The sequence below is a fragment of the Mycobacterium heckeshornense genome, from assembly GCF_016592155.1.
Classification (GTDB): Bacteria; Actinomycetota; Actinomycetes; order Mycobacteriales; family Mycobacteriaceae; genus Mycobacterium; species Mycobacterium heckeshornense.
In genome coordinates this window covers 252,118-277,376 of the sequence record NZ_AP024237.1, presented here as the reverse complement: position 1 = coordinate 277,376, position 25,259 = coordinate 252,118, and the positions used below count along the sequence as shown (strand labels likewise).

Annotated in this window: 27 protein-coding genes, 3 tRNA genes and 1 pseudogene; 19 read left to right on the top strand and 12 right to left on the bottom strand. The window is 66.4% G+C overall.

What is annotated here, in order from left to right:
- The 4 genes from MHEC_RS01110 to MHEC_RS01095 are packed head-to-tail and all read left to right on the top strand — an operon-like array spanning position 1 to position 3,658.
- Positions 1-765, top strand: coding sequence for an SDR family NAD(P)-dependent oxidoreductase (locus MHEC_RS01110; RefSeq protein ID WP_048892035.1), 765 nt, complete (start codon positions 1-3; stop codon positions 763-765).
- A 15-nt stretch (positions 766-780) separates the two neighbouring features.
- Positions 781-2,088, top strand: coding sequence for an acyl-CoA dehydrogenase family protein (locus tag MHEC_RS01105; protein ID WP_048892034.1), 1,308 nt, complete (start codon positions 781-783; stop codon positions 2,086-2,088).
- The gene (locus MHEC_RS01100) at positions 2,085-2,687 is read left to right on the top strand and encodes a TetR/AcrR family transcriptional regulator (protein WP_048892033.1); all 603 of its coding nucleotides are present in this window, start codon (positions 2,085-2,087) and stop codon (positions 2,685-2,687) included. The genes MHEC_RS01105 and MHEC_RS01100 overlap by 4 nt, the downstream gene beginning before the upstream one ends.
- A complete protein-coding gene (locus tag MHEC_RS01095; protein ID WP_048892032.1) occupies positions 2,687-3,658 on the top strand; it encodes an NADPH:quinone oxidoreductase family protein in 972 nt (323 codons plus the stop codon). The genes MHEC_RS01100 and MHEC_RS01095 overlap by 1 nt, the downstream gene beginning before the upstream one ends.
- Positions 3,659-3,752: 94 nt before the next feature.
- On the opposite strand, the gene MHEC_RS01090 is transcribed toward MHEC_RS01095, so the two are convergent.
- From MHEC_RS01090 to MHEC_RS01060, 7 genes are all read right to left on the bottom strand, one after another.
- Positions 3,753-4,196, bottom strand: a complete 444-nt coding sequence (locus tag MHEC_RS01090) for a lipoprotein LpqH (RefSeq protein WP_071700218.1) — start codon at positions 4,194-4,196, stop codon at positions 3,753-3,755.
- A 261-nt stretch (positions 4,197-4,457) separates the two neighbouring features.
- The gene (locus tag MHEC_RS01085) at positions 4,458-5,957 is read right to left on the bottom strand and encodes a sensor histidine kinase (protein ID WP_048892030.1); all 1,500 of its coding nucleotides are present in this window, start codon (positions 5,955-5,957) and stop codon (positions 4,458-4,460) included.
- Positions 5,935-6,639, bottom strand: coding sequence for a response regulator transcription factor (locus MHEC_RS01080; RefSeq protein ID WP_048892059.1), 705 nt, complete (start codon positions 6,637-6,639; stop codon positions 5,935-5,937). The genes MHEC_RS01085 and MHEC_RS01080 overlap by 23 nt, the downstream gene beginning before the upstream one ends.
- Positions 6,640-6,792: 153 nt before the next feature.
- Positions 6,793-6,948: a DUF6131 family protein gene (locus MHEC_RS01075; protein ID WP_099869396.1), complete on the bottom strand. Its 156-nt coding sequence runs from the start codon at positions 6,946-6,948 to the stop codon at positions 6,793-6,795.
- 70 nt (positions 6,949-7,018) lie between these two features.
- On the bottom strand, positions 7,019-7,177 hold the full coding sequence (locus tag MHEC_RS01070; RefSeq protein ID WP_099869398.1) for a DUF6131 family protein: 159 nt from the start codon (positions 7,175-7,177) through the stop codon (positions 7,019-7,021).
- Positions 7,174-7,425, bottom strand: coding sequence for a hypothetical protein (locus tag MHEC_RS01065; protein ID WP_048892029.1), 252 nt, complete (start codon positions 7,423-7,425; stop codon positions 7,174-7,176). Before MHEC_RS01065 ends, MHEC_RS01070 begins: the two co-directional genes overlap by 4 nt.
- Positions 7,426-7,563: 138 nt before the next feature.
- Complete coding sequence (locus tag MHEC_RS01060; protein ID WP_048892058.1) at positions 7,564-8,487, bottom strand: class I SAM-dependent methyltransferase; 924 nt, start codon at positions 8,485-8,487, stop codon at positions 7,564-7,566.
- A gap of 106 nt (positions 8,488-8,593) precedes the next feature.
- Between MHEC_RS01060 and MHEC_RS01055 the strand changes: the two genes are divergently transcribed.
- On the top strand, positions 8,594-8,941 hold the full coding sequence (locus tag MHEC_RS01055) for a nuclear transport factor 2 family protein (protein ID WP_048892057.1): 348 nt from the start codon (positions 8,594-8,596) through the stop codon (positions 8,939-8,941).
- Positions 8,942-9,117: 176 nt separating this feature from the next.
- Positions 9,118-10,116 (top strand): phosphotransferase family protein, encoded by a 999-nt coding sequence (locus tag MHEC_RS01050; protein WP_048892056.1) that lies wholly within the window; start codon positions 9,118-9,120, stop codon positions 10,114-10,116.
- Between the two features lie 268 nt (positions 10,117-10,384).
- Here MHEC_RS01050 and MHEC_RS01045 read toward each other — a convergent pair.
- Positions 10,385-10,457 (bottom strand) — tRNA-Arg (locus MHEC_RS01045).
- A 45-nt stretch (positions 10,458-10,502) separates the two neighbouring features.
- Positions 10,503-10,591 (bottom strand) — tRNA-Ser (locus tag MHEC_RS01040).
- 129 nt (positions 10,592-10,720) lie between these two features.
- Between MHEC_RS01040 and MHEC_RS01035 the strand changes: the two genes are divergently transcribed.
- The 4 genes from MHEC_RS01035 to lipE all read left to right on the top strand — a co-directional run bounded on the left by MHEC_RS01035 (position 10,721) and on the right by lipE (position 14,573).
- Positions 10,721-11,803, top strand: coding sequence for a pyridoxal phosphate-dependent aminotransferase (locus tag MHEC_RS01035; protein WP_048892055.1), 1,083 nt, complete (start codon positions 10,721-10,723; stop codon positions 11,801-11,803).
- Positions 11,800-12,279, top strand: coding sequence for a DUF4334 domain-containing protein (locus tag MHEC_RS01030; RefSeq protein ID WP_048892028.1), 480 nt, complete (start codon positions 11,800-11,802; stop codon positions 12,277-12,279). Before MHEC_RS01035 ends, MHEC_RS01030 begins: the two co-directional genes overlap by 4 nt.
- Before the next feature lie 86 nt (positions 12,280-12,365).
- Positions 12,366-13,190, top strand: a complete 825-nt coding sequence (locus MHEC_RS01025; RefSeq protein ID WP_048892054.1) for a crotonase/enoyl-CoA hydratase family protein — start codon at positions 12,366-12,368, stop codon at positions 13,188-13,190.
- Between the two features lie 129 nt (positions 13,191-13,319).
- A complete protein-coding gene (lipE, locus tag MHEC_RS01020; RefSeq protein ID WP_048892053.1) occupies positions 13,320-14,573 on the top strand; it encodes a lipase LipE in 1,254 nt (417 codons plus the stop codon).
- A gap of 113 nt (positions 14,574-14,686) precedes the next feature.
- Here the strand turns inward: lipE and MHEC_RS01015 are convergent.
- Positions 14,687-14,773, bottom strand: a tRNA-Ser gene (locus tag MHEC_RS01015).
- Positions 14,737-15,204 (bottom strand): annotated as a pseudogene (locus MHEC_RS01010) (MarR family winged helix-turn-helix transcriptional regulator). The gene MHEC_RS01015 and the pseudogene MHEC_RS01010 overlap by 37 nt, the downstream one beginning before the upstream one ends.
- Positions 15,205-15,269: 65 nt before the next feature.
- Here MHEC_RS01010 and MHEC_RS01005 point away from each other — a divergent pair.
- On the top strand, positions 15,270-16,247 hold the full coding sequence (locus MHEC_RS01005; RefSeq protein WP_200902189.1) for an NAD(P)H-quinone oxidoreductase: 978 nt from the start codon (positions 15,270-15,272) through the stop codon (positions 16,245-16,247).
- A gap of 57 nt (positions 16,248-16,304) precedes the next feature.
- On the opposite strand, the gene MHEC_RS01000 is transcribed toward MHEC_RS01005, so the two are convergent.
- The gene (locus MHEC_RS01000) at positions 16,305-17,501 is read right to left on the bottom strand and encodes a cysteine desulfurase-like protein (RefSeq protein ID WP_048892027.1); all 1,197 of its coding nucleotides are present in this window, start codon (positions 17,499-17,501) and stop codon (positions 16,305-16,307) included.
- A gap of 108 nt (positions 17,502-17,609) precedes the next feature.
- Here MHEC_RS01000 and MHEC_RS00995 point away from each other — a divergent pair, with 108 nt between their 5' ends.
- The 8 genes from MHEC_RS00995 to MHEC_RS00960 all read left to right on the top strand — a co-directional run bounded on the left by MHEC_RS00995 (position 17,610) and on the right by MHEC_RS00960 (position 25,229).
- On the top strand, positions 17,610-19,586 hold the full coding sequence (locus MHEC_RS00995) for a DUF6541 family protein (RefSeq protein ID WP_048892026.1): 1,977 nt from the start codon (positions 17,610-17,612) through the stop codon (positions 19,584-19,586).
- 19 nt (positions 19,587-19,605) lie between these two features.
- Complete coding sequence (locus MHEC_RS00990; RefSeq protein WP_048892025.1) at positions 19,606-20,124, top strand: bacterial proteasome activator family protein; 519 nt, start codon at positions 19,606-19,608, stop codon at positions 20,122-20,124.
- Between the two features lie 10 nt (positions 20,125-20,134).
- Positions 20,135-20,953 carry a galactan export ABC transporter ATP-binding subunit Wzt/RfbE gene (gene wzt, locus MHEC_RS00985; RefSeq protein WP_048892024.1) on the top strand — a complete coding sequence of 273 codons (819 nt, stop codon included), beginning with the start codon at positions 20,135-20,137 and terminating at the stop codon, positions 20,951-20,953.
- Complete coding sequence (gene glfT1 / locus MHEC_RS00980; RefSeq protein WP_048892023.1) at positions 20,950-21,858, top strand: galactofuranosyltransferase GlfT1; 909 nt, start codon at positions 20,950-20,952, stop codon at positions 21,856-21,858. The genes wzt and glfT1 overlap by 4 nt, the downstream gene beginning before the upstream one ends.
- Positions 21,855-22,685, top strand: coding sequence for a galactan export ABC transporter permease subunit Wzm/RfbD (wzm, locus tag MHEC_RS00975; RefSeq protein ID WP_048892022.1), 831 nt, complete (start codon positions 21,855-21,857; stop codon positions 22,683-22,685). Before glfT1 ends, wzm begins: the two co-directional genes overlap by 4 nt.
- A gap of 69 nt (positions 22,686-22,754) precedes the next feature.
- Positions 22,755-24,029 (top strand): hypothetical protein, encoded by a 1,275-nt coding sequence (locus MHEC_RS00970; RefSeq protein WP_048892021.1) that lies wholly within the window; start codon positions 22,755-22,757, stop codon positions 24,027-24,029.
- Between the two features lie 241 nt (positions 24,030-24,270).
- On the top strand, positions 24,271-24,753 hold the full coding sequence (locus tag MHEC_RS00965) for a GreA/GreB family elongation factor (protein WP_048892020.1): 483 nt from the start codon (positions 24,271-24,273) through the stop codon (positions 24,751-24,753).
- Between the two features lie 59 nt (positions 24,754-24,812).
- Entirely contained in the window at positions 24,813-25,229 is a 417-nt protein-coding gene (locus tag MHEC_RS00960; RefSeq protein WP_048892019.1) for a GtrA family protein, read from the top strand.
- The last annotated feature ends 30 nt before the right edge of the window (positions 25,230-25,259 follow it).

Genomic DNA, 25,259 nt, shown 5'->3' with positions numbered 1-25,259 from the left:
ATGGGCTACGCCGACCGGCTTTTCGACCTCACCGATCGTGTCGCTTTGATCACCGGCGGCAGCCGGGGGCTCGGGCGGGAAATGGCGTTGGCCGCTGCCCGCTGTGGCGCCGACGTGGTGATCGCCAGCCGCAAGATGGATAACTGCGTGGCCGCCGCCAGGGAGATCGAGGCCGAAACCGGGCGCAGCGCGATGCCCTATGCCGTGCACGTCGGGCGGTGGGACGAACTCGACGGCCTGGTCGAGGCCACGTACGACAGGTTCGGCAAAGTCGACGTGCTGATCAACAACGCCGGCATGTCACCGATCTACGACAAGCTCACCGATGTCACCGAGAAGCTGTTCGACGCCGTGGTCAACCTCAACCTCAAGGGCCCCTTCCGGTTATCGGCATTGGTGGGTGAGCGCATGGTCGCCGCCGGTCGCGGATCGATCATCAATGTGAGCACGGCGGGCTCGCTGCGTCCAACGCCCGACATCGTGCCCTATGCCGCGGCCAAGGCCGGCCTCAACGCGATGACCGAGGCGCTGGCCAAAGCGTTCGGGCCGGCAGTGCGTGTCAACACGCTAATGGCCGGTCCGTTTTTGACCGACGTCAGCAAGGCCTGGAATTTGGAGCAGGCGACGCAGAATCCGTTTGCTCACCTCGCCCTGCAGCGTGCCGGTGATCCGCCCGAAATCGTCGGCGCCGCATTATTTCTCGCGTCGGATGCGTCCAGCTTCACCACCGGCTCGATCCTGCGGGCCGACGGCGGGATCCCCTAGCTGAGAGGACTGGACATGGCATGGGATTTCTCCACCGAACCGGAATTCGAAGAAAAACTGGACTGGATCCGCAAGTTCGTCCGTGACGAAGTGGAGCCACTCGAGGTGCTGTTCCCCGGCTGCGAATTTCTGCCGCTGTCCGAAGAGCGCCGCAAAATCGTCGACCCGCTCAAACAGCAGGTCCGCGAGCACGGGCTGTGGGCCCCGCACCTGAGCCCGGAACTCGGCGGACAGGGCTTCGGCGCCGTCAAGCTCACCCTGATCAACGAGATCCTGGGCCGCAGCCCCTGGGCTCCGATCGTGTTCGGAACGCAAGCACCCGACACCGGCAACGCGGAGATCCTGGCCCGCTTCGGCACCCAGGAGCAAAAGGACCGGTACCTGGCCGGGCTGCTGTCCGGGGAGATCTTCTCCTGCTTCTCGATGACCGAACCCCAAGGCGGCGCCGATCCACGCGTGTTCACCACACGAGCCGTGCGCGACGGCGACGACTGGGTCATTACAGGCCGAAAGTACTTTTCTTCCAACGCATCTGTTGCCTCGTTTTTCATTGTCGTCGCGATCACCGACCCCGACGTGCCGGTCCATCGCGGCGCCTCGACGTTCCTGGTCCCGGCGGGCACCCCAGGGCTGGTCATCGAAGCCACTCACCATTTGGCCGGTGCCCACCCGCACGAGCCGGGGCATTCGCTGGTGCGCTACGACGGGGTCCGGGTGCCCGCCGACGCGCTGCTCGGTGAACCGGGCCAGGGCTTCATGATCTTGCAGACCCGGCTGGCCGGCGGCCGGCTACATCACGCGATGCGCTCCATCGGCGTCGCCCAGCGGGCCATCGATATGATGGCGCGGCGCGCGAAAAGCCGCTTCACCCAAGGCAGTTCGCTGGCTGACAAGCAGCTGGTGCAGGCTTTCATCGCCGACTCCTATACCGAGCTGATGCCGTTTCGGCTGGCTGTCCTGCACGCGGCATGGCTGTGTGACACCGCCGGGGAGCACGCCGCCCGCACCGAGATCGCGGTCTGCAAGATCCTGGCCTCGCAGGTGCTCAAATCGATTGGCTTGCGGGCGATCCAGGTGCACGGCGCCTTGGGACTCACCGACCAGCTGCCGTTGACCGGCGTGTTGCTCGGCGGTGTGGCACTGGGTCTGGCCGACGGGCCCACCGAGGCGCACAAAGTGAACCTGGCCCGGATGCTGCTGAAGAACTACCAGGCCGAGGACCCGGAATGGCCCAGCGAGCTGCTGGACAAGCGTATCGAGGCCGCCAACGCCAAGTACGGCGATCTGCTGGACCGTATTCCGGCGCTGCCGGATTCATCATGACCAGCCGAATCGCCGCAGCCGTCGAACGCGCCCTCGACGACCGTCAGCGTGAAGCCACCGAAGAAGTCGAGCGCATCCTGGCCGCCGCGGTGCGGGTGATGGAACGCGTGGCACCCGAGCCCCCACGGGTCAGCGATATCGTCGCCGAAGCGGGGTCGTCGAACAAGGCGTTCTACCGCTACTTCGCCGGCAAGGACGACTTGATCTTGGCGGTCATGGAGCGCGGCGTGGCGATCGTCGTGTCCTACCTTCAGCACCAGATGGCCAAGGAATCCAGGCCGGAGGGCAAGATCGCGCGTTGGATCGAGGGCACGCTCGCGCAGGTCGCCGACCCTCATTTGATCAGCATGAGCCGTGCGGCGGCCGGGCAGCTGCCGGCCAGCGCCAACGTCGACGAGGAGATCTTGCGGCCGCTGCGCGATCTGCTGACCGAGCCGGTCGCCGCTCTGGGCGGTGACGACCCGAAGCGGGACGCTGACGCGGTGTTTTTGTGCACCGCCGCAACGCTGCGACGGTATGTCGGATCCACCGATCGTCCCGGACCCGACGACATCGAGCATCTGGTGCGATTCTGCCTGCGCGGCTTAGGAGTACGGTGATGCGAGCGGTCGTGTGCCGTCGATACGGGCCGCCGGAAGACCTGGTTCTCGACGAGGTGGCCGACCCGACGCCCGGACCGGGGGAACTGGTGGTTCGAGTGCGCGCAGCGGCAGTGAACTTTCCCGACGTGCTGCTGATCGCGGGGAAGTACCAGGTCCAGATCCCGGTGCCGTTCACCCCGGGCAGCGAACTGGCCGGAGACGTGGTCGCCGTCGGCGATGGCGTCGCGCTCGCCCCGGGCGACCGGGTGATCGGAACCACATTCGTGGGCGCGTTCGCCGAGCAGGCGCTGCTGCGCGCCGAGTCGGTGACGCTGGTGCCTAACGGCGTCGACTATGCCACCGCGGCCGGTTTCGGTGTCACCTATCGCACCGCCTATCACGCGCTGCGTTCGGTTGCCCAAGTGGCGCAAGACGATTGGGTTGTCATTCTCGGAGCGGCGGGCGGAGTGGGACTGGCGGCAGTCGATTTGGCGGTCGCGATGAAGGCTCGGGTGCTCGCGGCGGCGTCAAGCCCGGAGAAGCTCGACGTGTGCCGCCGGCGCGGCGCCGAGGCGCTTGTCGACTACGACCGAGAAGATCTCAAACAGCGGATCCGGGACGTCACCGGCGGCGGTGCACAGGTGGTGCTCGATCCCGTGGGAGGACGGTACTCCGAGCCGGCCTTGCGCAGCCTTGCTCGTGGCGGCAGGTTCATCACGCTCGGCTACGCCGCGGGCTCGATCCCCGCTATTCCGCTGAACCTGGTGATGCTGAAAGGAATTACGCTGCAGGGCATGGAAATCCGGACATTCGGCACCGACCATCCCGACCAGGCCGACCGAGACGTGCGAGAACTGCAGCAGATGTTCGTCGCAGGCCGGATCAAGCCCTACATCGGTGCACGGTTTCCTTTAAGCGACACCGCCGCTGCATTACGGTATGTCGCGGACCGCAAAGCGGTGGGCAAGGTGGTGATTGACGTCGATTGATCACTGGGCAGGTATGTGCGTCGGCGTGTCGAAAGGCCATACAAGATGACGGCGGCGCCCCCGCGGACGCCGCCGTCATCTTGCCGGGATCCGGCTATGGGCAAGTCACATCGACCTCGAAGGGCTTGCTGATCATCCCCGCCATCGGATTGGACGGGTTCATGCCGGTTGCGGTACCGCTGAACTTGTAGCCATTGCCGTCCTTCGTGGCTTGAGCGCTGGCGCCGGGACTGCCCTGCTGATAGGCAAGGGGCACGCCATTGATCGTGCCCAATGCGATCTGATGGATAGCGGGCGGATCGGCGTCGGTGGCTTGCACCGCCACAGTGTTGGGCGAACCGGGCTGACCGATGCCGATCTGGAGCTGGCCGCCCGCTTTTTGGCAAGTCACGGGACCGTTGACGTTCTGGTCCTGGCCGTCGACCACCACTTTCGCGTGGCCCGAAGTGCTGACTTTCTGCCCACCCCCGCTTGAACAACCCGCCAGGGCCGCGACGATCATCGCCGCGCCGCCTGCAACCACGAACCAACGCTTCACCGCTATCTCCTTTGTGTCATGACCCATCAGCTTCGGTGGGCCGTCGCAAGCAGTATGGTGTCCGATTGACCAGCGGTCTTGCGAATGGCCAAAATACTGCCCCGTGCAAAACGTGCGGTTTCGACCCGTCACTGCGTCCCGGGCGAGCCTCGCTGCCAATGCGATAACTGCATTGCAATGTTACTTATTGCAACCTCTTTGTGCTCCTTGGTGATTCGGTGACAAGCGTCGGGCCCGACTCGCTATGGCCGCGATTGCCGGTCACTGGCGGTGGTTAGCGAGAGGCAACTGCACGGTGAACTCGGTATGGCCCGGAGTGCTCCGCACCGCGATCGTGCCGTCGTGGGCTTTGACCACGGCCGAGACGATGGCCAGTCCCAGGCCGGTGCTGCCGCCCTTGCGCGAGCGTGAGGTGTCGCCGCGGGCGAACCGCTCGAATATCTCCGATTGCAACGGTTCGGGGATGCCGGGGCCGTTGTCGATCACTTTGAGCACGACGTGGGCCCGCTCGGTGGTCAGCCGTGTCGTCACTACCGTTCCCGGGCCGGTGTGAATGCGGGCGTTGGCAAGCAGATTCGTCATGACCTGGTGCAGTCGCGCGGCATCGCCGGCCACAACGACCGGCTCGGGAGGCAGGTCAAGTTCCCATTGGTGATCGGGCCCGGCGACATGCGCGTCGCTGACGGCGTCCACCGCCACCCGGGAGAGGTCGACGGGTTTGCGCTCCAGGGGCCGACCCGAATCCAACCGGGCGAGCAGCAACAGGTCCTCGACGAGCCGGGTCATGCGCTCGGTCTCGGATTGCACCCGGCTCATCGCGTGTGCGACCGCGTCGGTGTCGGTGCGCATGCGCTGGGCCAGCTCGGTGTAGCCGCGGATCGCGGCCAACGGGGTGCGAAGTTCGTGGCTCGCGTCGGCGACGAACTGGCGCACCCGGGTCTCGCTGGCCTGCCGCGTCGACAGCGCGGTCGCGATGTGGTCGAGCATCCGGTTTACCGCCAGCCCGAGCTGGCCCACCTCGGTGTAGGGGTTGGCGTCGGGTTCAGGCACCCGCACCGGCAGCGCCACCTCGCCGCGATCCAGCGGCAGGTCGACGACTTCGCCGGCAGCTTGTGCCACTCGTTGCAAAGGCGCCAGCGCCCGCCGGATGATCAGCGCGCCAGCCGTCGTCGCGGCGACCAATGCGATCACGGTGACCACCGCGAAGATCACCAGCATCCGGATCAAGGTGGAGTCGACGGCCGACATCGGCAAGCCGGTGACGATGACGTCGTTGCCGTGCCGCGCCGGCGCCGCCACCAGGCGGTATCGGCCCAGCCCATCCAGCTCGCGGGTGACCGGGGCCCGGTCGGTCGCCATGGCCCGTAGCTGGGCCTCGGCGGTGCCGGTCACCGCCGCACGGGATCCGGTGCTGGTCAGGTAACCGGCATTGACACTGCCGTCTGTGCCGACAACCGCGGCCACCATGCCGACGGGCTGGCCCGGGGCGTCGAGGAACCGCGGGCCGGGGCCCGGCATCGGCACCCGCGGATGCCGCCACGGCGCCGGCGGCGGCAGGTGTTCGCCGTAGGTGATCGCCGAGCGATGGGAGGCGCCCTGCAGCTGCTGGTCGAGCTGTCCCACCAGGTAGCGGTGCAGCGCCACCTCGGTTACCGCGCCGATTCCGACACAAACCAGGGCCAGGACGACGATTTGACCGACCAGCAGGCGCAGCCGCAGCGACCAGATTCGCCGCATGCTAGCCGGCCGGCTTGAGGACATAGCCGGCGCCGCGCAGCGTGTGGATCATGGGCTCACGCCCGTTGTCGATTTTCTTGCGCAGATAGGAGATATACAGCTCGACGATGTTGGACCGGCCGCCGAAGTCATAACTCCACACCCGGTCCAGGATCTGCGCCTTGGAGAGCACCCGCTTGGCGTTGCGCATCATGAACCGCAGCAGCTCGAACTCGGTGGACGTCAACGCAATAGGGTCGCCGCCGCGGGTCACCTCATGGCTGTCTTCGTCGAGCACCAAATCGCCCACCACGATCTGGGCGCCGCTGTCGACCGTCGTCACCCCGGTGCGTCGCAGCAACGCGCGCAGCCGCAGCACCACCTCTTCGATGCTGAACGGTTTCGTGACGTAGTCGTCTCCGCCCGCGGTCAGCCCGGCGATGCGGTCCTCGACCGCGTCTTTGGCCGTCAACAGCAACACCGGCAGCTGCGGATTCTGTTCACGAAGTTTGCGTAAGACGTCCAGCCCGCTCATGTCGGGCAGCATCACGTCGAGAACCACGACGTCGGGCCGCTGGCCGCGGGCGGCGGTGATCGCAGACGACCCATCACCGGCGGTGCTGACGTTCCAGCCCTCGTAGCGCAGCGCCATCGACACCATTTCGGCGAGCACGGTTTCGTCGTCGACGACCAGCACATTGATCGGGTTGCCGTCGGCACGGCGCATCACCACACGCTCGCCGGACGCGTTGGATTGGCTCACAGCCTCCCACTATCCGCGCGGGGATGAGTCGATGCTGTGGCAATCCTGTGCGTCAGCTGTGAGGACTGGCCGTCCCGGGCGCGGGCAGCCCCGGTTCGGCTGCGGTGCGCGACGGCGTTAGTACCAATACCGTCTGCCGGCCACCGGGCGCCCGACCGCGCCCAGTATCCACAGGACGGCGCCGATCACAAGCAAGATAATGCCGAGCGTCCACAACAACTGGATGCCGAACACAAAGCCCAGGATGAGCAGAATCACTCCGAGAACAATCATTGCCACTCCATTTCGATGATGCGTTCGATGTCGTGCATCGAACCCGGACTAAAGACCAGACGCCTCGGAGCTAGAACCAATAGCGCCTGCCGGCCACCGGACGCCCGACGGCCCCCAGCACCCAGAACACTGCACCGATCACCAGCAAGACGATGCCCAGCACGAACAACCAGTGAACGGTTTGGAACACCAACCCGAGAACGACCAAGATGATCCCGAGCGCAATCATGCGGACTCCATTCCAACGGGGAATTCGGTCCCGACCGCAGGCATCGAACTGGGCTGTGGCAACTTGCACGTGACCTTCGGGTTGACGCCGGCGTAGTTCAAGGGCCCGGCCAGCACGGTGAGCGCCACAGTTCCCGCGGTAGCACAGCTCGTGTCGCCACCGGTGAAGTAATCGCGTTTCCAGGCTGCGAGCACTCCGATCAGCAGCCACACCAGCACAACCGCGCTGATGACCCCGCTGTAGCGCATGGTGACCTCCGCAGCTTTCAGGCGAATCTATGTCAACCAGCGATACCCGCGCAGCAAAACTTCAAACATCACCGCCCGGTGCTCGACAGCCCAAACCGGCGGGCACGGCTTTGAGAAGGTGCGTCAGTGTGTGGCTCGCTAGCGGGCCAGCCGTTGCGCACGAACGAAAACCGTTGGCGGCAACGCTTCCTCGTCAGGAATGCTGCGGGCATAACGAGCCAGCATCTCCGCCATGGTCACCGACGACGCGTCCCAATTGTGTTGGCGTAGCCAGTCGGCGAGGTCGGTGCGTTCCTCGGGGTACCACAGCTCCTCGACGTCCGGTACCTCGGTGCCGGTGAGCCGTCTCGCCTCGGTCCGCAGCCGCTGCGCCCGTTGCCGTTGGCGTTTCAGCCGCTCAGGATTGAGGAAGTCGCCCGCGGGTGAGTTGGCCGCCAGCCGACTGCCGGCGGGACTCAGCGCATGCACACGCTGGATCAGCAGATCCTGAGCCGCGGCCGGCAAATAGCGCAGCAACCCCTCCGCCAACCAGGCGCTCGGCTTCGATGCGTCAAACCCCGCCTCTTGCAGAGCTTTTGGCCAATCATGGCGCAGATCGACGGGGACGCTGACCTGACGCGCCCCCGGACGAGCGCCATGCCGTTGCAAAGTCCTCGACTTGAACTGCAGCACCTTCGGTTGGTCCAACTCGTAGACCGTGACCCCGGCCGGCCACGGCAACCGCCACGCGCGCGCGTCCAGCCCGGCCGCCAGGATCACCATCTGCCGCACACCGCTGTGCGCCGCATCGAGAAAGAACTCGTCGAAAAAAGCTGTGCGCACGGCCATGAAGTCCACCATCGCTTGTCGCCAGGCCCGCACATCCGGTTCCATGTCGCCGAGGGGGCCCGAGTACATGCTCCAAAGCCCTTGACCCGCAGCGTCGACAAACAGCCGCGCGAACGGGTCAACGATCAGCGGGTCGTCGCTGTCGGTCTCCGCCGCCCGGGCCGCGGCGACGCCCAACGCCGTCGCTCCCACACTTTCGGTGATGTCCCAGGTATCGTCGTCGGCTCGCGCCATCGTGGTTACCTCCATTTCGGACGTTACGCTTCCGGCCTGAACGCACGCTGGCCCGTCGCTGGGCGTACCCTCCGTCCACGTGCAGGCCGGCAGGAAGGAGGCGGCGATGACGCGCACTCCCCGGGAAGTGTTTGCACACCATGCCCGGGCGTTGGCGGCGGGCGACCTCGACGAGATCGTCGCCGATTATGCGGATGACGCAGTCCTGATCACACCAGACGGTGTCATGCGGGGAAAGGACGGCATCCGTGCGGCATTCACCAGGCTGCTCGACGACGTGCCCAATGCCGCTTGGAACCTCAAAACCGAGATCTATGAGGGTGACGTCTTGTTCCTGGAGTGGGTCGCTGATGCTGCGGTCACCCGGGTCGACGACGGGGTCGATACTTTTGTGTTCCGCGACGGCATGATTCGTGTTCAGACGGTCCGCTACTCCGTGCACACCAAGAGTTGAACGACGGCTGGTGCTCGGCACGCCACCGGGCCGCGCCTGCGTCCTCGATGAGCTCGGCCAGCTCGGTCATACGGCGATCCCCGCAGACTCCCGCCGCCCGAGGCACCTGCGTGCACCGCCGTTACCCGGCCTGGCGTAGCTTCTGCGGCGTGGACCTGAAAGCGGTAGCGGACTGGATGTCAGCACAGGGCTTGGGCGAAGGGCCGCTGGAGGACGTCGCCGAGATCAGCGGCGGAACACAGAACATCATGCTGCGGTTCAGCCGCTCGGGCCGCGAGTACGTGCTGCGACGCGGCCCACAGCACTTGCGCCCGCGCAGCAACATGGTGATCCTGCGCGAAACCAGGGTGCTGGCCGCGCTCGCCGACACCGACGTGCCGCATCCGCACCTGATCGCGACCTGCGACGACACCTCCGTGCTCGGTGACGCCGTTTTCTACCTGATGGAGCCGGTCGACGGGTTCAACGCCGGCCAGGAGTTGCCGGAGCTACACGCCAATGATCCGAATGTGCGGTTCCAGATGGGGCTGTCGATGGCCGACGCGTTGGCCAGGCTCGGCGCCGTCGACCACGTTGCCGTCGGGCTGGCCGACTTCGGTAAACCAGAGGGATTCCTGGAACGCCAAGTGCCGCGCTGGCTTTCGGAACTGGAATCCTATCGGGAGTTCGAGAACTATCCCGGACCGGACTTACCCGGCGTCGACGACGTCGCCAAATGGCTGGAACAGCACCGGCCGTCGTCCTGGTCGCCGGGGATCATGCACGGCGACTACCACGCTGCCAACGTCATGTTCTCGCGCACCGGGCCAGAGGTCGTCGCGATCGTCGACTGGGAGATGTCGACGATCGGCGATCCGCTGCTGGACCTGGGCTGGCTGCTGGCCACCTGGCGCCAGTCAGACGGGTCGAGCGTGTTCAGCCACACGCTCACCGAAATGGGTGGGCTCGCGAGCACCGACGATCTCTTGGAGCGCTATGCCCGCAACACCACCCGCGACCTGTCGCACATCACCTGGTACACGGTGCTGGCCTGCTTCAAGCTCGGCATCGTGATCGAGGGCACGCTGGCACGCGCGTCCGCAGGCAAGGCCGCCAAGGAGGTTGGTGACCAGTTGCACGCGGCGGCGGTGTGGTTGTTCGAGCGTGCGCTGAGCTTGATGGACGGATCGCGCTGACCAGACATTGCGGCGACTGTGACGTTCGCCGCATCCGGCGGATAATGAGGTCATTGCGGGCCCGTTTCGCGCACGGCGATCAGCGCATCAGGATTCGACGTGGATGTTGGGGTGATCCTGTTCTTGCTGGTGGTGGCCATCTGGATGTTCGCCATCTGGCGTGACTACGACGCACGCCGCACCCATCGCAAGGGCTAGCGCTGAGCGCTTAGCGCGCCGGACAGTTCGCCAAGCGGCCCGGCCAGCGACACGGCGTGCCAGGAGCCGGCGCGCCCGAAGGGATTCGAACCCCCAACCTTCTGATCCGTAGTCAGATGCTCTATCCGTTGAGCTACGGGCGCCCGTTGTGCAGTTATCTATCTCGGTGGCTGAAAGATCAGCCGCGGCGGAGGCGAGAGGATTTGAACCTCCGGTCCCCGTTTCAGAGGACAACTCATTAGCAGTGAGTCCCATTCGGCCGCTCTGGCACGCCTCCTTGGACGTTCTGAGGGTACCTGAAAGCCGCTCGACAACAACGCGGGCCGTCGCGCGCAGCGAGGCGACTGGCCCGGTGCTGCTGAACCGCCCCGGCGCAGCGCGCATAGGCTCGGCATATGCTGTCGACGTGACCGCCCGCCTGCGCCCCGAGCTGGCGGGCCTTCCGGGCTATGTGCCCGGCAAAACCGTGCCCGGGGCGATCAAGCTGGCCAGCAACGAGACGGTGTTCGGGCCGCTGCCCAGTGTGCGGGCGGCCATCGGACAAGCCACCGACATCGTCAACCGCTACCCGGACACAGGCTGCACGGAGCTCAAGTCGGCGCTGGCCAGACACCTCAACATGGTCGGCGACACCGGCGGATGGGCGCCCGAGCACATCGCGGTGGGTTGCGGTTCGGTCAGCCTGTGCCAGCAGCTGATCCAGATCACCGCGTCGGTGGGCGACGAGGTGCTGTTCGGCTGGCGTAGCTTCGAGCTCTACCCGATTCAAGTGCGGGTGGCCGGCGCCACCGCCGTGCCGGTACCGCTGAGTGACCACACCTTCGACCTGCACGCCATGCTCGCCGCGGTCACCGACCGTACCCGGCTGGTCTTCGTGTGTAACCCCAACAATCCGACGTCGACGGTCGTCGACCCCGACGCGTTGGTTCGCTTCGTCGAGGCGATGCCCTCGCATGTGCTGATCGCCATCGACGAGGCCTACATCGAGTATGTCCGCGACGGCATGCGGCCCGACAGCCTTGGGCTGGTCCGTTCGCACAGCAATGTCGTTGTGCTGCGCACGTTTTCGAAGGCGTATGGGTTGGCCGGCTTGCGGATCGGCTACGCGGTGGGCCACCCGGACGTGATCGCCGCGCTGGACAAGGTGTACGTGCCGTTCACGGTAACCAACGTCTCACAGGCGGCGGCAATGGCCTCGCTCGAGGCAGCGGACGAACTGTTGGCCCGCACCGACGCCGTGGTCGCCGAGCGCGCCCGGGTCAGCTCCGGGTTGCGCGATGCCGGGTTTACCTTGCCGTCCTCGCAAGCCAACTTCGTCTGGTTACCACTGCAGGCGCACACCTTTGACTTCGTCGACCAGGCCGCCTCTGCGCGCATCGTGGTCCGCCCGTACGGCAGCGACGGTGTCCGGGTCACGATCGGTGCGCCGGACGAAAACGACGCGCTGCTGCGCTTCGCGCGCAGCTGGATTCAAGGAGGTCCCCGATGAACGACGGACTGGCCCGCAAGAAGTTCACCGAGTTCAAAGAGCGCAACGGCCGAATTTCCGACGCCGAGCTCGACGAGTACTGGGCCAGCCTTCAGCCGGCCACTATCGCGGACATGATCGGCGAATGGCGGGGCGGCGAGTTCGACACCGGGCACCGGATGAACGGCCGGCTCGACAAGGCCCGCTGGTTCGGCAAGACCTTCACATCGGCCACCGACGTGCAGCCCCTGGTGTGCCTGGACGCCGACGGCAAAAAGTTCTCCAACGTCGAGCTGGGCAAGGGTGAGGCCAGCCTGTGGATGGAGCAATTCCGCGGCGAGATCACCGCGACAATGGTCTACGACGGTCAACCCGTCCACGACCACTTCAAGAAGATCGACGACGACGCCGTGATGGGCATCATGAACGGCAAGGGCGTGCTGGACTTCCGCGATGGGGTGGGCCGCTACTACTACTTCTACCTGGAGCGGGTCTAGCAACTCCTCGAGCGTGACGCTGCTGTCACGCTCGAGCGCGTCAAGGCGTGCCCGGGCCCGGGTCGCAGATCGGCTACGGTCTGACTATGGGCGAGCGATACGAATCCCTCACCGTCGAGACAAAAGACCAGATTGCGCAGGTGACTCTGATCGGGCCCGGCAAGGGCAACGCGATGGGCCCCGCGTTCTGGTCGGAGCTGCCCGTGGTGTTTGGCGCACTGGACGCCGACCGTGACGTGCGGGCGATCGTCATCACCGGGTCGGGGCGCAACTTCAGCTACGGCCTCGACGTGCCGGCGATGGGCGGGTCCTTTACCCCGCTGCTGACCGGCGATGCGCTGGCCCGTCCCCGCGCCGACTTTCACGCCGAGATTCTGCGCATGCAGCAGGCGATCAGCGCGGTGGCGGAGTGCCGCACCCCGACGATCGCGGCGGTGCACGGCTGGTGCATCGGCGGGGGCGTCGACCTGATCTCCGCGGTCGATATCCGCTACGCCAGCGCCGACGCCAAGTTCTCGGTACGCGAGGTCAAGCTGGCGATCGTCGCCGACGTAGGCAGCCTCGCGCGGCTGCCGCTGATCTTGAACGACGGGCACCTGCGGGAACTCGCGCTGACCGGCAAGGACATCGACGCGGCCCGCGCCCAGAAGATCGGGCTGGTCAACGACGTCTACGACGACGCCGACGCGTGCCTGGCCGCTGCGCATGCCACCGCCGCCGAGATCGCCGCCAACCCACCGCTGGCCGTGCGGGGCATCAAGGATGTGCTTGACCAGCAACGTGTTTCGGCCGTCTCGGCCAGCCTGCGCTATGTCGCTGCCTGGAACGCGGCTTTCCTGCCGTCGAAGGACCTGACCGAGGGCATCAGCGCGACCTTCGAAAAGCGCCCGCCGCAGTTCACCGGCGAATAGCCCGATTCGGCGTGGCCGCGGCCGGGAACAATGTCTGCCTGTCGCGTGATCGACCCGGACGATCGCCAGCACCGACGACACCGCGGGTTGGCGCGCACCGCGCCGAGCCGCCCACGTACCCTGGCGGACGTGACCGACCCAGGTTCGCTCCAAGGCAGGATCCGCGTCCCGGCTGACCTCGACGCCGTCACGACCATCGGGGACGAAGACCACTCCCGGATCGACGCCGCCGCTGTGGAACGGATCTGGCAGTCGGTGCGGCACTGGTATCAGGCCGGCATGCATCCCGCGATCCAGTTGTGCTTGCGCCACAACGGAAAAGTCATCCTGAACCGCGCGATCGGACACGGTTGGGGCAACGCGCCGACCGACCCGCCCGACGCCGAAACGATACCGGCCACACCGCAAACACCGTTTTGCGTGTATTCCGCGGCTAAGGCTATCACCAGCACTGTCGTCCACATGCTGGCCGAGCGTGGGTATTTTTCGCTGGACGATCCGGTCTGCCGGTATCTGCCCACGTATACCGGTCACGGCAAAGAACGCACCACGATTCGGCACGTGATGACCCACAGCGCCGGTGTCCCGTTCGCCCCCAAACGCAGACCCGACGTCACTCGCGTCGATGACAGCGAATACGCGCGCCAGCAACTGGGCGAACTGCGGCCGCTGCACCGGCCGGGGATGATCCATATCTATCACGGTCTGACATGGGGCCCGCTGATACGCGAAATCGTCTCGGCCGCCACCGGCAAGAACATTCGCGACATCCTGGCCGCCGAGATTCTCGATCCACTCGGCTTCCGGTGGACGAACTACGGCGTTGCGCCACAAGACATTCCGCTAGTCGCGCCAAGCCATGCCACCGGAAGGCCGCTGCCTGCGCCGATCGCCGCGGCGTTTCGCAAGGCGATCGGCGGTACGGTGCATCAAATCATCCCGTACACGAACCGACCAGAGTTCCTCACCTGCGTGCTGCCGTCGTCCAATACCATCTCGACCGCTGACGAACTGTCCCGGTTCGCCGAAATGCTGCGCCGCGGAGGGGAACTCGACGGCGTGCGGATTCTGCACCCGGACACACTTCGCGCCGCGGTGGCCGAACGCCGACGGTTGCGACCCGACGTCGCCAGCGGCGGAAAGCCGCTGCGCTGGGGCACCGGCTACATGCTGGGCTCGAAGAGGTTCGGGCCGTTCGGGCGCAACGCTCCGGCCGCGTTCGGTCATACCGGCCTGGTTAACGTCGCGGTCTGGGCCGACCCGCAGCGCAACCTTGCGGCCGGTCTGATCAGCAGCGGCAAGCCGGGCCGCGATCCCGAAGCCAAGCGGTACGTCGCTGTTATGGACCGCATCACAGCCGAAATCCCTTGCAGGACCCAATAAAAGTTTGTCCCCCAGCATGCGGCTATCCGTGAGCGTCGCGAAACCGAAGCTGCGGTCGTGAATCTCAGTCCACTAACAGCCGTGGCTTCTGTCTCGCGCAACGACGCAACGAGCGGTGGCGGAGGGATTTGAACCCCCGGACGGTGTTAGCCGTCTCTCGCTTTCAAGGCGAGTGCATTAGGCCGCTCTGCCACGCCACCGCCGACAAGCGTAACGGTGCGCTAGACCCGGGCCATCTTCGCCAGCAGTTCCCCCCCATCGCCGCCATCTGGGCCCGGGACAGCTGCCCCGCAAAGTGGGTCCGCACCCCTCGTGCGTAGGTGACCATGGCTCGGCGCACCGCGGCGCGGCCGTCGTCGGTGACGGTGGCCACCACGCCCCTCCGGTCCTCGAGGCTTGGTCCGCGACGCACCAGGCCCTGGGCATCCAGCCGACGGATTTGTCGGGTCTAACGGCTGGGCAGCGAGAATGTCCAGCGCCCGCACATCCAGCAGCGACAGCTGACGCGGATCAGCGCCGCATACAACCGCAGGGCACAGTCCAGGAAGTTCTGCCACGCCTGCTGTTCGGCGATACCAAGCCCCGGCATGTCACCGGGCGTCCGGCCGCCGATCAGACTTCGGCTTGCCATCCCGTAATGCTATGCGACACATGGTCTCCGGCACAGCCAAACCCGCTGGTAGTAGCCTGTCCACCATGCACGCGATCGTCGCCGATTCCACCGGTCAACTCGTGTGGCAGGAAGTGCCCGATGTGCAGCCGGGGCGCGGTGAGGTCCTCATCAAGGTCAGCGCGGCCGGCGTCAACCGGGCCGACGTGTTGCAGGCCGCCGGCCACTATCCGCCGCCGCCGGGAGCCAGCGAGATCCTCGGTATGGAGGTGGCCGGCGTCGTCGCCGCGGTCGGCGACGACGTTGTCGATTGGACCGCCGGGCAAGAAGTCTGCGCTTTGCTGGCGGGCGGCGGGTATGCCGAATACGTCGCAGTTCCGGCTGGTCAAATCATGCCGATTCCCGACGGCGTGTCCCTTCGCGACGCCGCCGGGCTGCCCGAGGTGGCCTGTACCGTGTGGTCGAACCTGGTGTTGACCGCCGATTTGACCGCCGGCCAGCTACTGCTGATCCACGGCGGCGCCAGCGGGGTGGGAACCCATGCCATCCAGGTCGCCCGGGCGCTGGGCGCCCGCGTGGCGATCACCGCCGGGTCACCGGCCAAGCTGCAATTGTGTCGCGACCTCGGCGCCGAGATCACCATCGCCTACCGCGACGAGGACTTCGTCACGCGGGTGCGGGAAGCCAGCGACGGTGCCGGCGCCGACGTGATCCTCGACATCATGGGGGCGGCCTACCTGGACCGCAACCTCGATGCGCTGGCTGCCGACGGGCAGCTGATCGTCATCGGTTTGCAGGGCGGGGCAAAGGGCGAACTCAACCTCGGCAAGCTGATCAGCAAACGGGCACGGGTCATCGGCACCGCGCTGCGGGGTCGACCGGTCTTAGGGCCGAACGGCAAGAGCGTCATCGTCGAGGCGGTGGTCAAGTCGGTGTGGCCGATGATTGCTGACGGGCGGGTCCGCCCGGTCATCGGCGCTGCGATGCCGATTCAAAAGGCCGCGGACGCACACCACCTGCTCTCCTCGGGGCGGGTGGCCGGCAAGATCGTGCTGACCCTGTAGCGCGAGCAGACGCAGAATCGCACATTCGGGCGCCGAATCGTGCGATTCTGCGTCTGCTCACCCCAAAGAGGCGAGCGCGCGCACCAGCTGATCGACCTCGGCTGCCGTGGAGTAATGCGCCAGTCCGACGGTGACCGCACCACCGACGTCGTTGACCCCGATGACGTCGAGCACCCGCGAGCTGGCATTCGAGATCGCCAGAACCCCGTTGTCCGCCAACCGCCGTACCACATGCTCCGCCGGCACATCGTGGACGGCGAAGCTCACCACCGGAATCCGGACCTCGGGCCGACCGATCACCATCACCAGCGGCAACGACCGCAGCGACACCATCAGGTAGTCGAAAACCCGACTCATGTACGAGCCGGCCGATTCCATCGAATACGCCAGTCTTTGACGTCTGGTTCCCCTGGCGGCTTCGTCGAGTGAGGCCAGGTATTCGATACTGGCGACCACACCGGCGAGCAAACCGTACTGATGCACTCCCATCTCCAAGCGCGCCGAGCCGGTGGCGCGCGGGTCGGTCGAAACCGAACCGAACGAATTGATCAGCGCCGGATCGCGAAACACCAGGGCCCCGATCGGCGGACCGCCCCACGCGACCGCGTTGACGGCCACCACGTCGACGTCGGCCTCTTCGATGTCGAGCAGCCGGTACGGCGCCGCCGCGGAGTGGTCGACCACCACCAGGCCGCCGACGTCGTGGATCAGCTTGGTCAGCGTGCGCAACTCGGTGACCGTCCCCAGCGTGCCCGACGCGGAGGTGACGGCGATCAACCGAGTCGACCTGCCGATCAGGCTCTCCCACTGCCAGTTCGGCAGCTCGCCAGTTTCGATGTCGACCTCGGCCCATTTGATCTTGGCGCCGAATCGGTTTGCTGCGCGCAGCCAGGGAGCGATGTTGGCTTCGTCGTCGAGACGGGTGACGACGATCTCGTAACCGAGCCCGGCCCGCGACGACGACGCCCCCGCCAACGACGACAGCAAAACCGCCCGGTCGGCGCCCAGCACCACCCCGCGCGGATCGCCGTTGACCAGATCGGCCACCGCCTGCCGCGCCGCGTCCAGCACGGCCGCACTGCGCCGGGCCGACGGATGGGGGCTGGCGGTACTGGCCACCGAGTTGCGGAACGCCGTCGACACGGTGGTGGCGACATGCTCGGGAATCAGCATTCCCGCCGGGGCGTCGAAGTGCACCCAGCCGTCTCCCAGCGACGGGTGCAGTCCACGCACCCGGGCGACGTCGAATGCCATGCCAGCCACCTTAGAATTCCGCCAGTCCGCAAACCGCGACACTAGCGAGGCGCCCAGATACGTCCCCGCCGTCCCGAGCCGGGTCACCCGGCCAGCCATACTAGTGCAGTGGGGCTGACAATCGGAATCTTTGCCGCATTGTTGTTGCTGATAGCCCCCGGAGCAATCGTCGCGCGCAGCGCGCAGCTAACTTGGCCGATCGCGGTGGCCGCCGGCCCGGCGCTGACCTACGGAGTGATCGCGCTGGCCATCATTCCGTTCGGTGCGCTCGGAATCGTCTGGAACGCATGGACGGCCCTGGCCGCTCTGCTCGTCGTCACCCTGATCGTCGCGGTCTTGCGGGTCTGGCTGGACCCCTATCGCGACGTCGACGGCGAATCCCGCGCGGTCACCGGATGGCCGGCGCTCACCGTGGCCGGCGGCGTGCTGGTGGGAGCGGTGCTGATCGGCTGCGCCGCGGTTCGCGGCATCCCGCACTGGCAGTCGATCCCCAGCACCTGGGACGCCGTCTGGCATGCCAACACCGTGCGCTTCATCCTCGACACCGGCCAGGCGTCCTCGACCCACATGGGTGAGCTGCGCAACGTCGAAACCCACGCCCTGCTGTACTACCCGTCGGCGTTTCATGCCCTGGCGGCGGTGCTGGCGCAGCTGACCGGCGCCGCGCCCACCACCGCCTACACCTTGAGTTCGCTGGCCGCCGCGATCTGGCTGTTTCCGGTCAGCGCGGCGCTGCTGAGCTGGCGGATGCTGCGCACGCGGACCAGCCGGTGGCGCACCGCCGGCGCGGCGGCCACCGCGGCAGCACTCTCGGCGTCGTTCACCGCGGTGCCCTACGTCGAGTTCGACACCGCGGCGATGCCCAACCTGACCGCCTACGGCCTCGCGGCACCCACGTTTGTGCTGATCGCTTCCACACCACGGCACCGCGACCGCATCCCGGTAGCGGTCCTGGCGCTGGTGGGGATCTTCTCGGTGCACATCACCGGCGGGGTCGTGGTGCTCATGTTGCTGGCGGCCTGGTGGCTGCTGGAGACGCTGTGGCAGCCGGTGCGCGGCCGGGTGGCCGACGTCGCGGCGCTGGCGGCGGTCGCGCTGCCCAGCGGGCTGGTGCTGCTGCCGCAATTCCTCAGCGTGAAACAGCAGGAAGACGTCATCGCCGGGCATTCCTTCCTGACCTACCTGAGCAAGAAGCGCGGGCTGTTCGACGCCGTGTTCCAGCACTCCCGCCACCTCAACGACTTCCCCGTCCAGTACGCGCTGATCGCGCTGGCCGCCATCGGCGGACTCATCTTGTTGGTCAGACGGATCTGGTGGCCGCTGGCGGTGTGGCTGGTGCTGATCGTGGCCAACGTCGACGCCGGGACACCGCTGGGCGGGCCGATCGGAACGCTGGCCGGAGGGTTGGGCGAGTTTTTTTACAAAGACCCGCGCCGGATCGCGGCCGCGACCGCGCTGCTGCTGGCGCCGATGGCCGGCATAGCGTTGTTTACGCTGGTCATGGTCGGGGTCGCGGTCGCCGAGCGGCTTGCCGGCCGGGTCCTGACCCGCCCGGTGGCGACACCGGTGTGGGGGGCGAGCGCGGCGGTGATTCTCGTGGCCGTCAACCTGGCCAGCGCCTGGCATTACTTTCCCCGGCACCGGTTTTTGTTCGGCGATAAGTACGACTCGGTGATGATCGACCAGCGCGACCTGGAGGCCATGGCGTACCTGGCCCGACTGCCCGGGGCGCGTGACACGCTGATCGGAAACGCCAACACCGACGGCACGGCGTGGATGTACGCGGTGGCCGGCCTGCATCCGCTGTGGACGCACTACGACTACCCGATGCAGCAGGGCCCGGGATATCAGCGCTTCATTTTCTGGGCCTACGCCGACGACGCCGACACCGATTCACGGGTCCCCGAAGCGGTCCGGATACTCAACATCCGCTACATCTTGACCAGCTCGCCAACCGTGAGAGGGTTCGTTATGCCCGACGGACTAGTGTCGTTAGATAGGTCCAAGTCGTGGGTGAAGATCTACGACAACGGCGAGGCCCGCATCTACGAATGGCGCGGCCGGCCCGCCATGACAAGCTCCTAGAACCAAGGGTGGTGACTGCATGAGTACCGGTAACGGCGACGACAACGTCGAGATCATCGGCGGCGTCGATCCACGCGCGATGGCGACACAGACTGACGAAGACTCCGAGGAGCAGTCGCTGACCGATCTGGTCGAGCAGCCGGCCAAGGTGATGCGGATCGGCACGATGATCAAGCAGCTGCTCGAAGAAGTGCGGGCTGCGCCGCTGGACGAGGCCAGCCGCAATCGGCTGCGGGAGATCCATGCCACCAGCATTCGGGAGCTCGAGGACGGGCTGGCACCGGAATTGCGGGAGGAACTCGACCGGCTGACGCTGCCGTTCAGCGAGGATGCCGCCCCGTCGGACGCCGAGCTGCGCATCGCCCAGGCGCAGCTGGTCGGATGGCTGGAAGGGCTGTTTCACGGCATCCAGACCGCGCTGTTCGCCCAGCAGATGGCGGCCCGCGCGCAGCTCGAGCAGATGCGCCAGGGCGCGCTGCCGCCGGGCGTCCACCGCCCCGGCGGGCACGGACAATCGGGCACCGGCCAATACCTGTAAGCAGTTAGCGGTGTCCGGGCCTCACTCGCCTCATATTGAGACGCACAACGCGTGGGTGGAGTTTCCCATCTTCGATGCCAAGTCGCGGTCGTTGAAGAAAACCTTCCTCGGCAAGGCCGCCGGCGGCACGATCGGGCGCAACACCTCCAACGTGGTGATCATCGAAGCGCTGCGCGATATCACGATCTCGCTGAGCCTGGGCGACCGGGTGGGCCTGGTGGGCCACAACGGGGCGGGTAAATCGACGCTGCTGCGCCTGCTTTCGGGTATCTACGAGCCGACCCGGGGTTCGGCGACGGTGGTCGGGCGGGTGGCGCCGGTGTTCGACCTGGGCATCGGAATGGATCCGGAGATCTCCGGCTACGAGAACATCATCATCCGCGGGCTGTTTTTGGGTCAGACCCGCAAGCAGATGATGGCCAAGGTCGACGAAATCGCCGAGTTCACCGAGCTGGGTGATTACCTGTCGATGCCACTGCGCACGTATTCCACCGGGATGCGGGTGCGGCTGGCGATGGGGGTGGTCACCAGCATCGACCCGGAGATCCTGCTGCTCGACGAGGGCATCGGCGCAGTGGACGCCGACTTCTTGAAGAAGGCGCAGCCGCGGCTGCAGCGTCTGGTGGAGCGGTCCGGAATCCTGGTTTTTGCCAGTCATTCCAACGAGTTTCTGGCCCGGCTGTGCAAGACCGCGATGTGGATCGAGCACGGCACCATCAGGCTGACCGGCGGCATCGAGGACGTGGTACGGGCCTACGAAGGCGAGGACGCGGCCCGGCACGTGCGGGAAGTGATGGCCGAGACCGCAGGTGAAGAGATCCCGGGATGACCGAATCGGTGTGCGCCGTCGTGGTCACCCACCGCCGCCCGGACGAGCTGGCGAAGTCGCTTGATGTGCTGACCAGCCAGACTCGGCTGCCCGACCAGCTGATCGTCGTCGACAACGGGCACGACGATCGCGTCCGCGAGCTGGCGGCCGGTCAACCGATCCGGACGACCTACCTCGGATCACGCCGAAACCTCGGCGGCGCAGGCGGATTCGCGCTCGGAATGCTGCATGCCCTGGCACAGGGTGCTGATTGGGTGTGGCTGGCCGACGACGACGGGCACCCGCAAAACTCCGATGTGCTGGCCACACTGCTGGCCTGCGCGGGAAAGCACGGACTGGCGGCGGTGTCACCGATGGTGTGCGACATCGACGACCCGCAGCGGCTGGCGTTTCCGTTGCGCCGCGGTCTGGTGTGGCGCACGCGAGTAAGCGAATTGCGCACCGGCGACGGGCGGGATTTGTTGCCGGGCATCGCGTCATTGTTCAACGGGGCGCTGTTTGCCGCGTCGACGCTGGAGGCGATCGGCGTTCCCGATGTGCGGTTGTTCGTCCGCGGCGACGAGGTGGAAATGCACCGTCGGCTGGTGCGCTCTGGCCTGCCGTTCGGGACCTGTCTAGACGCGGTGTACCTGCATCCGTGCGGATCGGAGGAATTCAAACCGATTCTTCGCGGTCGGCTGCACACCCAATACCCCGAGGATTCCACCAAGCGCTTCTTTACCTACCGCAACCGCGGTTATCTGCTGTCCCAGCCGGGATTACGCCGGCTGCTGCCGCAGGAGTGGTTGCGCTTCGGCTGGTTCTTTCTGGTGTCCCGCCGTGACCCGGCCGGCTTGCTGGAGTGGTTTCGGTTGCGGCGCTTGGGTCGTCGCGAGCAGTTCCGCCGACCGGAGGGGTTTTCGTGACGCGCGCTGGCGACGCTGCCCAGTCCAGGTCGTTGGCTCGCGCCTGGCGCGATCTGACCGATGGCTGGCGCCGCCACGAGCTGTGGCTGCACCTGGGCTGGCAGGACATCAAGCAGCGGTACCGTCGTTCGGTGCTGGGCCCGTTCTGGATCACGATCGCCACCGGAACCACCGCCGTCGCGATGGGCGGCCTCTACTCCAAGCTGTTCCGGCTGGATCTGGCGGTGCATTTGCCCTATGTGACACTCGGTCTGATCGTCTGGAATCTGATCAACGCCGCGATCCTGGAGGGCGCCGAGGTGTTCGTCGCCAACGAAGGATTGATCAAACAACTGCCGACGCCGTTGAGCGTGCACGTCTACCGGCTGGTGTGGCGGCAGATGATCCTGTTCGCCCACAACATCGTCATCTATGCCGTGATCGCAATCATCTACCCGAAGCCGTGGTCGTGGGCCGACCTGTCGGTCATTCCGGCGCTGGCGCTGATCGTCCTGAATGCCGTGTGGGTGTCACTGTGTTTCGGCATTCTGGCGACCCGCTACCGCGACATCGGCCCGCTGTTGTTCTCCGTCGTGCAGCTGCTGTTCTTCATGACGCCGATCATCTGGAACGACGACACGCTGCGTCAGCAGGGTGCTGCGCGGTGGTCGAAAATCGTTGAGCTCAATCCTTTATTGCATTACCTCGACATTGTACGAGCGCCGCTGTTGGGTGCTCACCAAGAGCCGCGGCACTGGGTGGTGGTAGTGGCGCTGACGGTTGTCGGCTGGGTGCTCGCCGCGTTCGCGATGCGGCAATACCGCGCCCGGGTGCCGTACTGGGTGTAGGGGGATGTGCCGCGGGAGCACGCCGTGCAGGTGTTGCCAATGGTCGCGCGAGTTCCGCAGGAGTAGGCGATGAGCTTGACGATCTCCGACCACGAGCGGGCCGCGCTCGCCGACTCGGCGCGATTTCCGTTGCTGGCAGCGATCACCGGGCGGCGATCGCGCCGCTTCCCGGTCGGTGGCCGGATTCCCGGCGGGGCGTTGGCATTCACCAGCCGCAAGCCTCCGCAGCCGTTGTCAGAGGTGGAACGCGCGCTGGTGCTTGCGGTTGCCGGCGGTGTCACCGGCTGGCATTACGGCATTCCGTACAATCCCGACTACGCCCCCGCGCTGCCGAACTATTCGGGCAGCGCAACCGGGCGGACATTCCCGTCGGCAGCCGGATTCCATACCAGTCAACTGTTTTTCACCGACGACACCGGAACCTATCTGCTGCCCACCCGCGATCAGCCGCCGCGCGCGTTCACCGGCATCGAGGAGTGGATCAGCCACACCGCCGATTCGTATGTCCGGATTTCCGAGCACCGCCTGCAGCTGCCCCGCGAGGAGCCCTACATGGAGGGTCACAACATCTGGGTCGCCAACCACCCTGGCAGCCTTCTGGCGTTCCCGGTGGCAGACCTGGCCGAGCATTTGCTCTCCAATCTCTGGTTTTTCGCGGCCAACGGCTATCTCGTGTACGACGACGTCAACGACCGCAATATCCCAGGCACGGAACGGTTTTCGTCACTGCGCCGCGCTGGCGACCAAATTCCGCTGTCCGTCGTCGAGCAGTACACGCTGACCGAGGCCAGCGCCGAATTGGCTACCGCGGCAAACAACGGTGTCCTGGTCTTGCAGGCCATGGGACTGGGCGGCTGGATGTACGACGGCCTGGACGCGCTGTCGGTGCTCGGCGGATCCGGTGACCCAAGGGCACCTGGGCTGGGCTTTGTCGCACACCATGACCACCGCTGGCCGCTGCCGAATGTCACCGGGCTGCCCGGCTATTTCGAAACACTGAGCCCACCGCACGTGCCGTCGGTGGAAGCCGGCGTCGCAAAGTTCGTGATGCGCCGCTTCGGGCCCGGTGGGCCGTTTCACCGGGAGACTCCCGGCCCATGGGCCGACAACCCGAAAGTCCGGTCCTCGGCGCTGCCACCCGACGGGATCGCCGAGCTCGTCACCGTCGAGGCGTCCTACATCTACGACGCGTTCGGCAAGCTGCCGGGCACCGTGCCCACCGTGTATGTGCTGATGTACCTGCAGGCCCAGCACATCGACACCGACTTCTACGACGAGCTCTTCGCGCCGGGTGCCTACCTGCCCACCCACGCCGCGCACCAGGCCCGCTGGCATGGCCGGTAGGCGGCCGGGCACGCTGCGGCCGCGGTCACGTCCATTCGCAGGTTTGGCACATCCGTGCCCGCCATGCGTGCTAGGCATTCAGCATGTCGATGAGCGGGGGGCATGGCACCGACAGCATCGAGCTGGTAGCTTCGCGGCGGCGCCAAGCCGATTCCCGGCGCCATAATGGGCGCACGGCAGAACGACAACCTGGGCGCTTCGCGGCAACAGCCGCGGTGGCCCTACGAGACAGGCCAGCATTGTGAGCGAGCACGACGAATCAACAAGGCTTGCGGATGAAGCGCGTGATCGCATCGCCGCAGAGTTGGCCCGGCTGCGGCAGCGCCGCGATCGGCTGGAGATTGAGGTCGAAAACGACCGCGGCATGGTCGGCGACCACGGTGACGCCGCAGACGCCATCCAGCGGGCCGATGAACTCGCGGCCCTCGATGAGCGCATCAACGAACTCGACCGGGTGCTGCGGGCCGGGCCGGTGTCCGATGGCGGCGCCACACTGCCGCCCGGAACGGAGGTGACCTTGCGGTTTCCGGACGGTTCCGTGGTCACCATGCTGGTGATCTCCATCGTCGAGCAGACCCCCATCGGCCGCGAAGCGGAGACGCTGACCGCTGGCAGCCCACTGGGGCGAGCCCTGGCCGGGCATAAGCCGGGAGACAAAGTCACCTATTCGACGCCACAGGGGGAAAACCAGGTCGAGCTGCTCGACGTGAAGTTCCCCAACTAAGCGCGGGCGGCCGCCCGGCCCGCCGCAGACCGGCCGCTAGGCCCCGTAAACTGCCCGCGATGACCGAGATCGCCCCGCCGGCCGCGCAGCTCAGCCTGACCACCCAGGTGTGGCGGTTCATCGTCACCGGCGGTCTGTCAGCGGTTGTCGACTTCGGCCTGTATTTGGCGCTGTACAAGGCGGCCGGGCTGCATCTGGACCTGTCCAAAGCCACCAGCTTCGTCGCCGGCACCATCACCGCCTACCTGATCAACCGCCGGTGGACGTTTCGGGCGCCGCCGAGCACCGCCCGGTTCGTCGCGGTGATGGCGCTCTATGGGCTGACCTTCGCGGTGCAGGTCGGGCTCAACCACCTCTGCCTGGCGCTTCTGGATTACCGAAACTGGGCGGTCCCGCTCGCGTTTGTGGTGGCCCAGGGCACGGCCACCGTCATCAACTTCGTCGTGCAGCGGTCGGTCATCTTTCGGCTGCGCTGAGCCCGCCGGGACAGGCGGTACCCTCTGTGA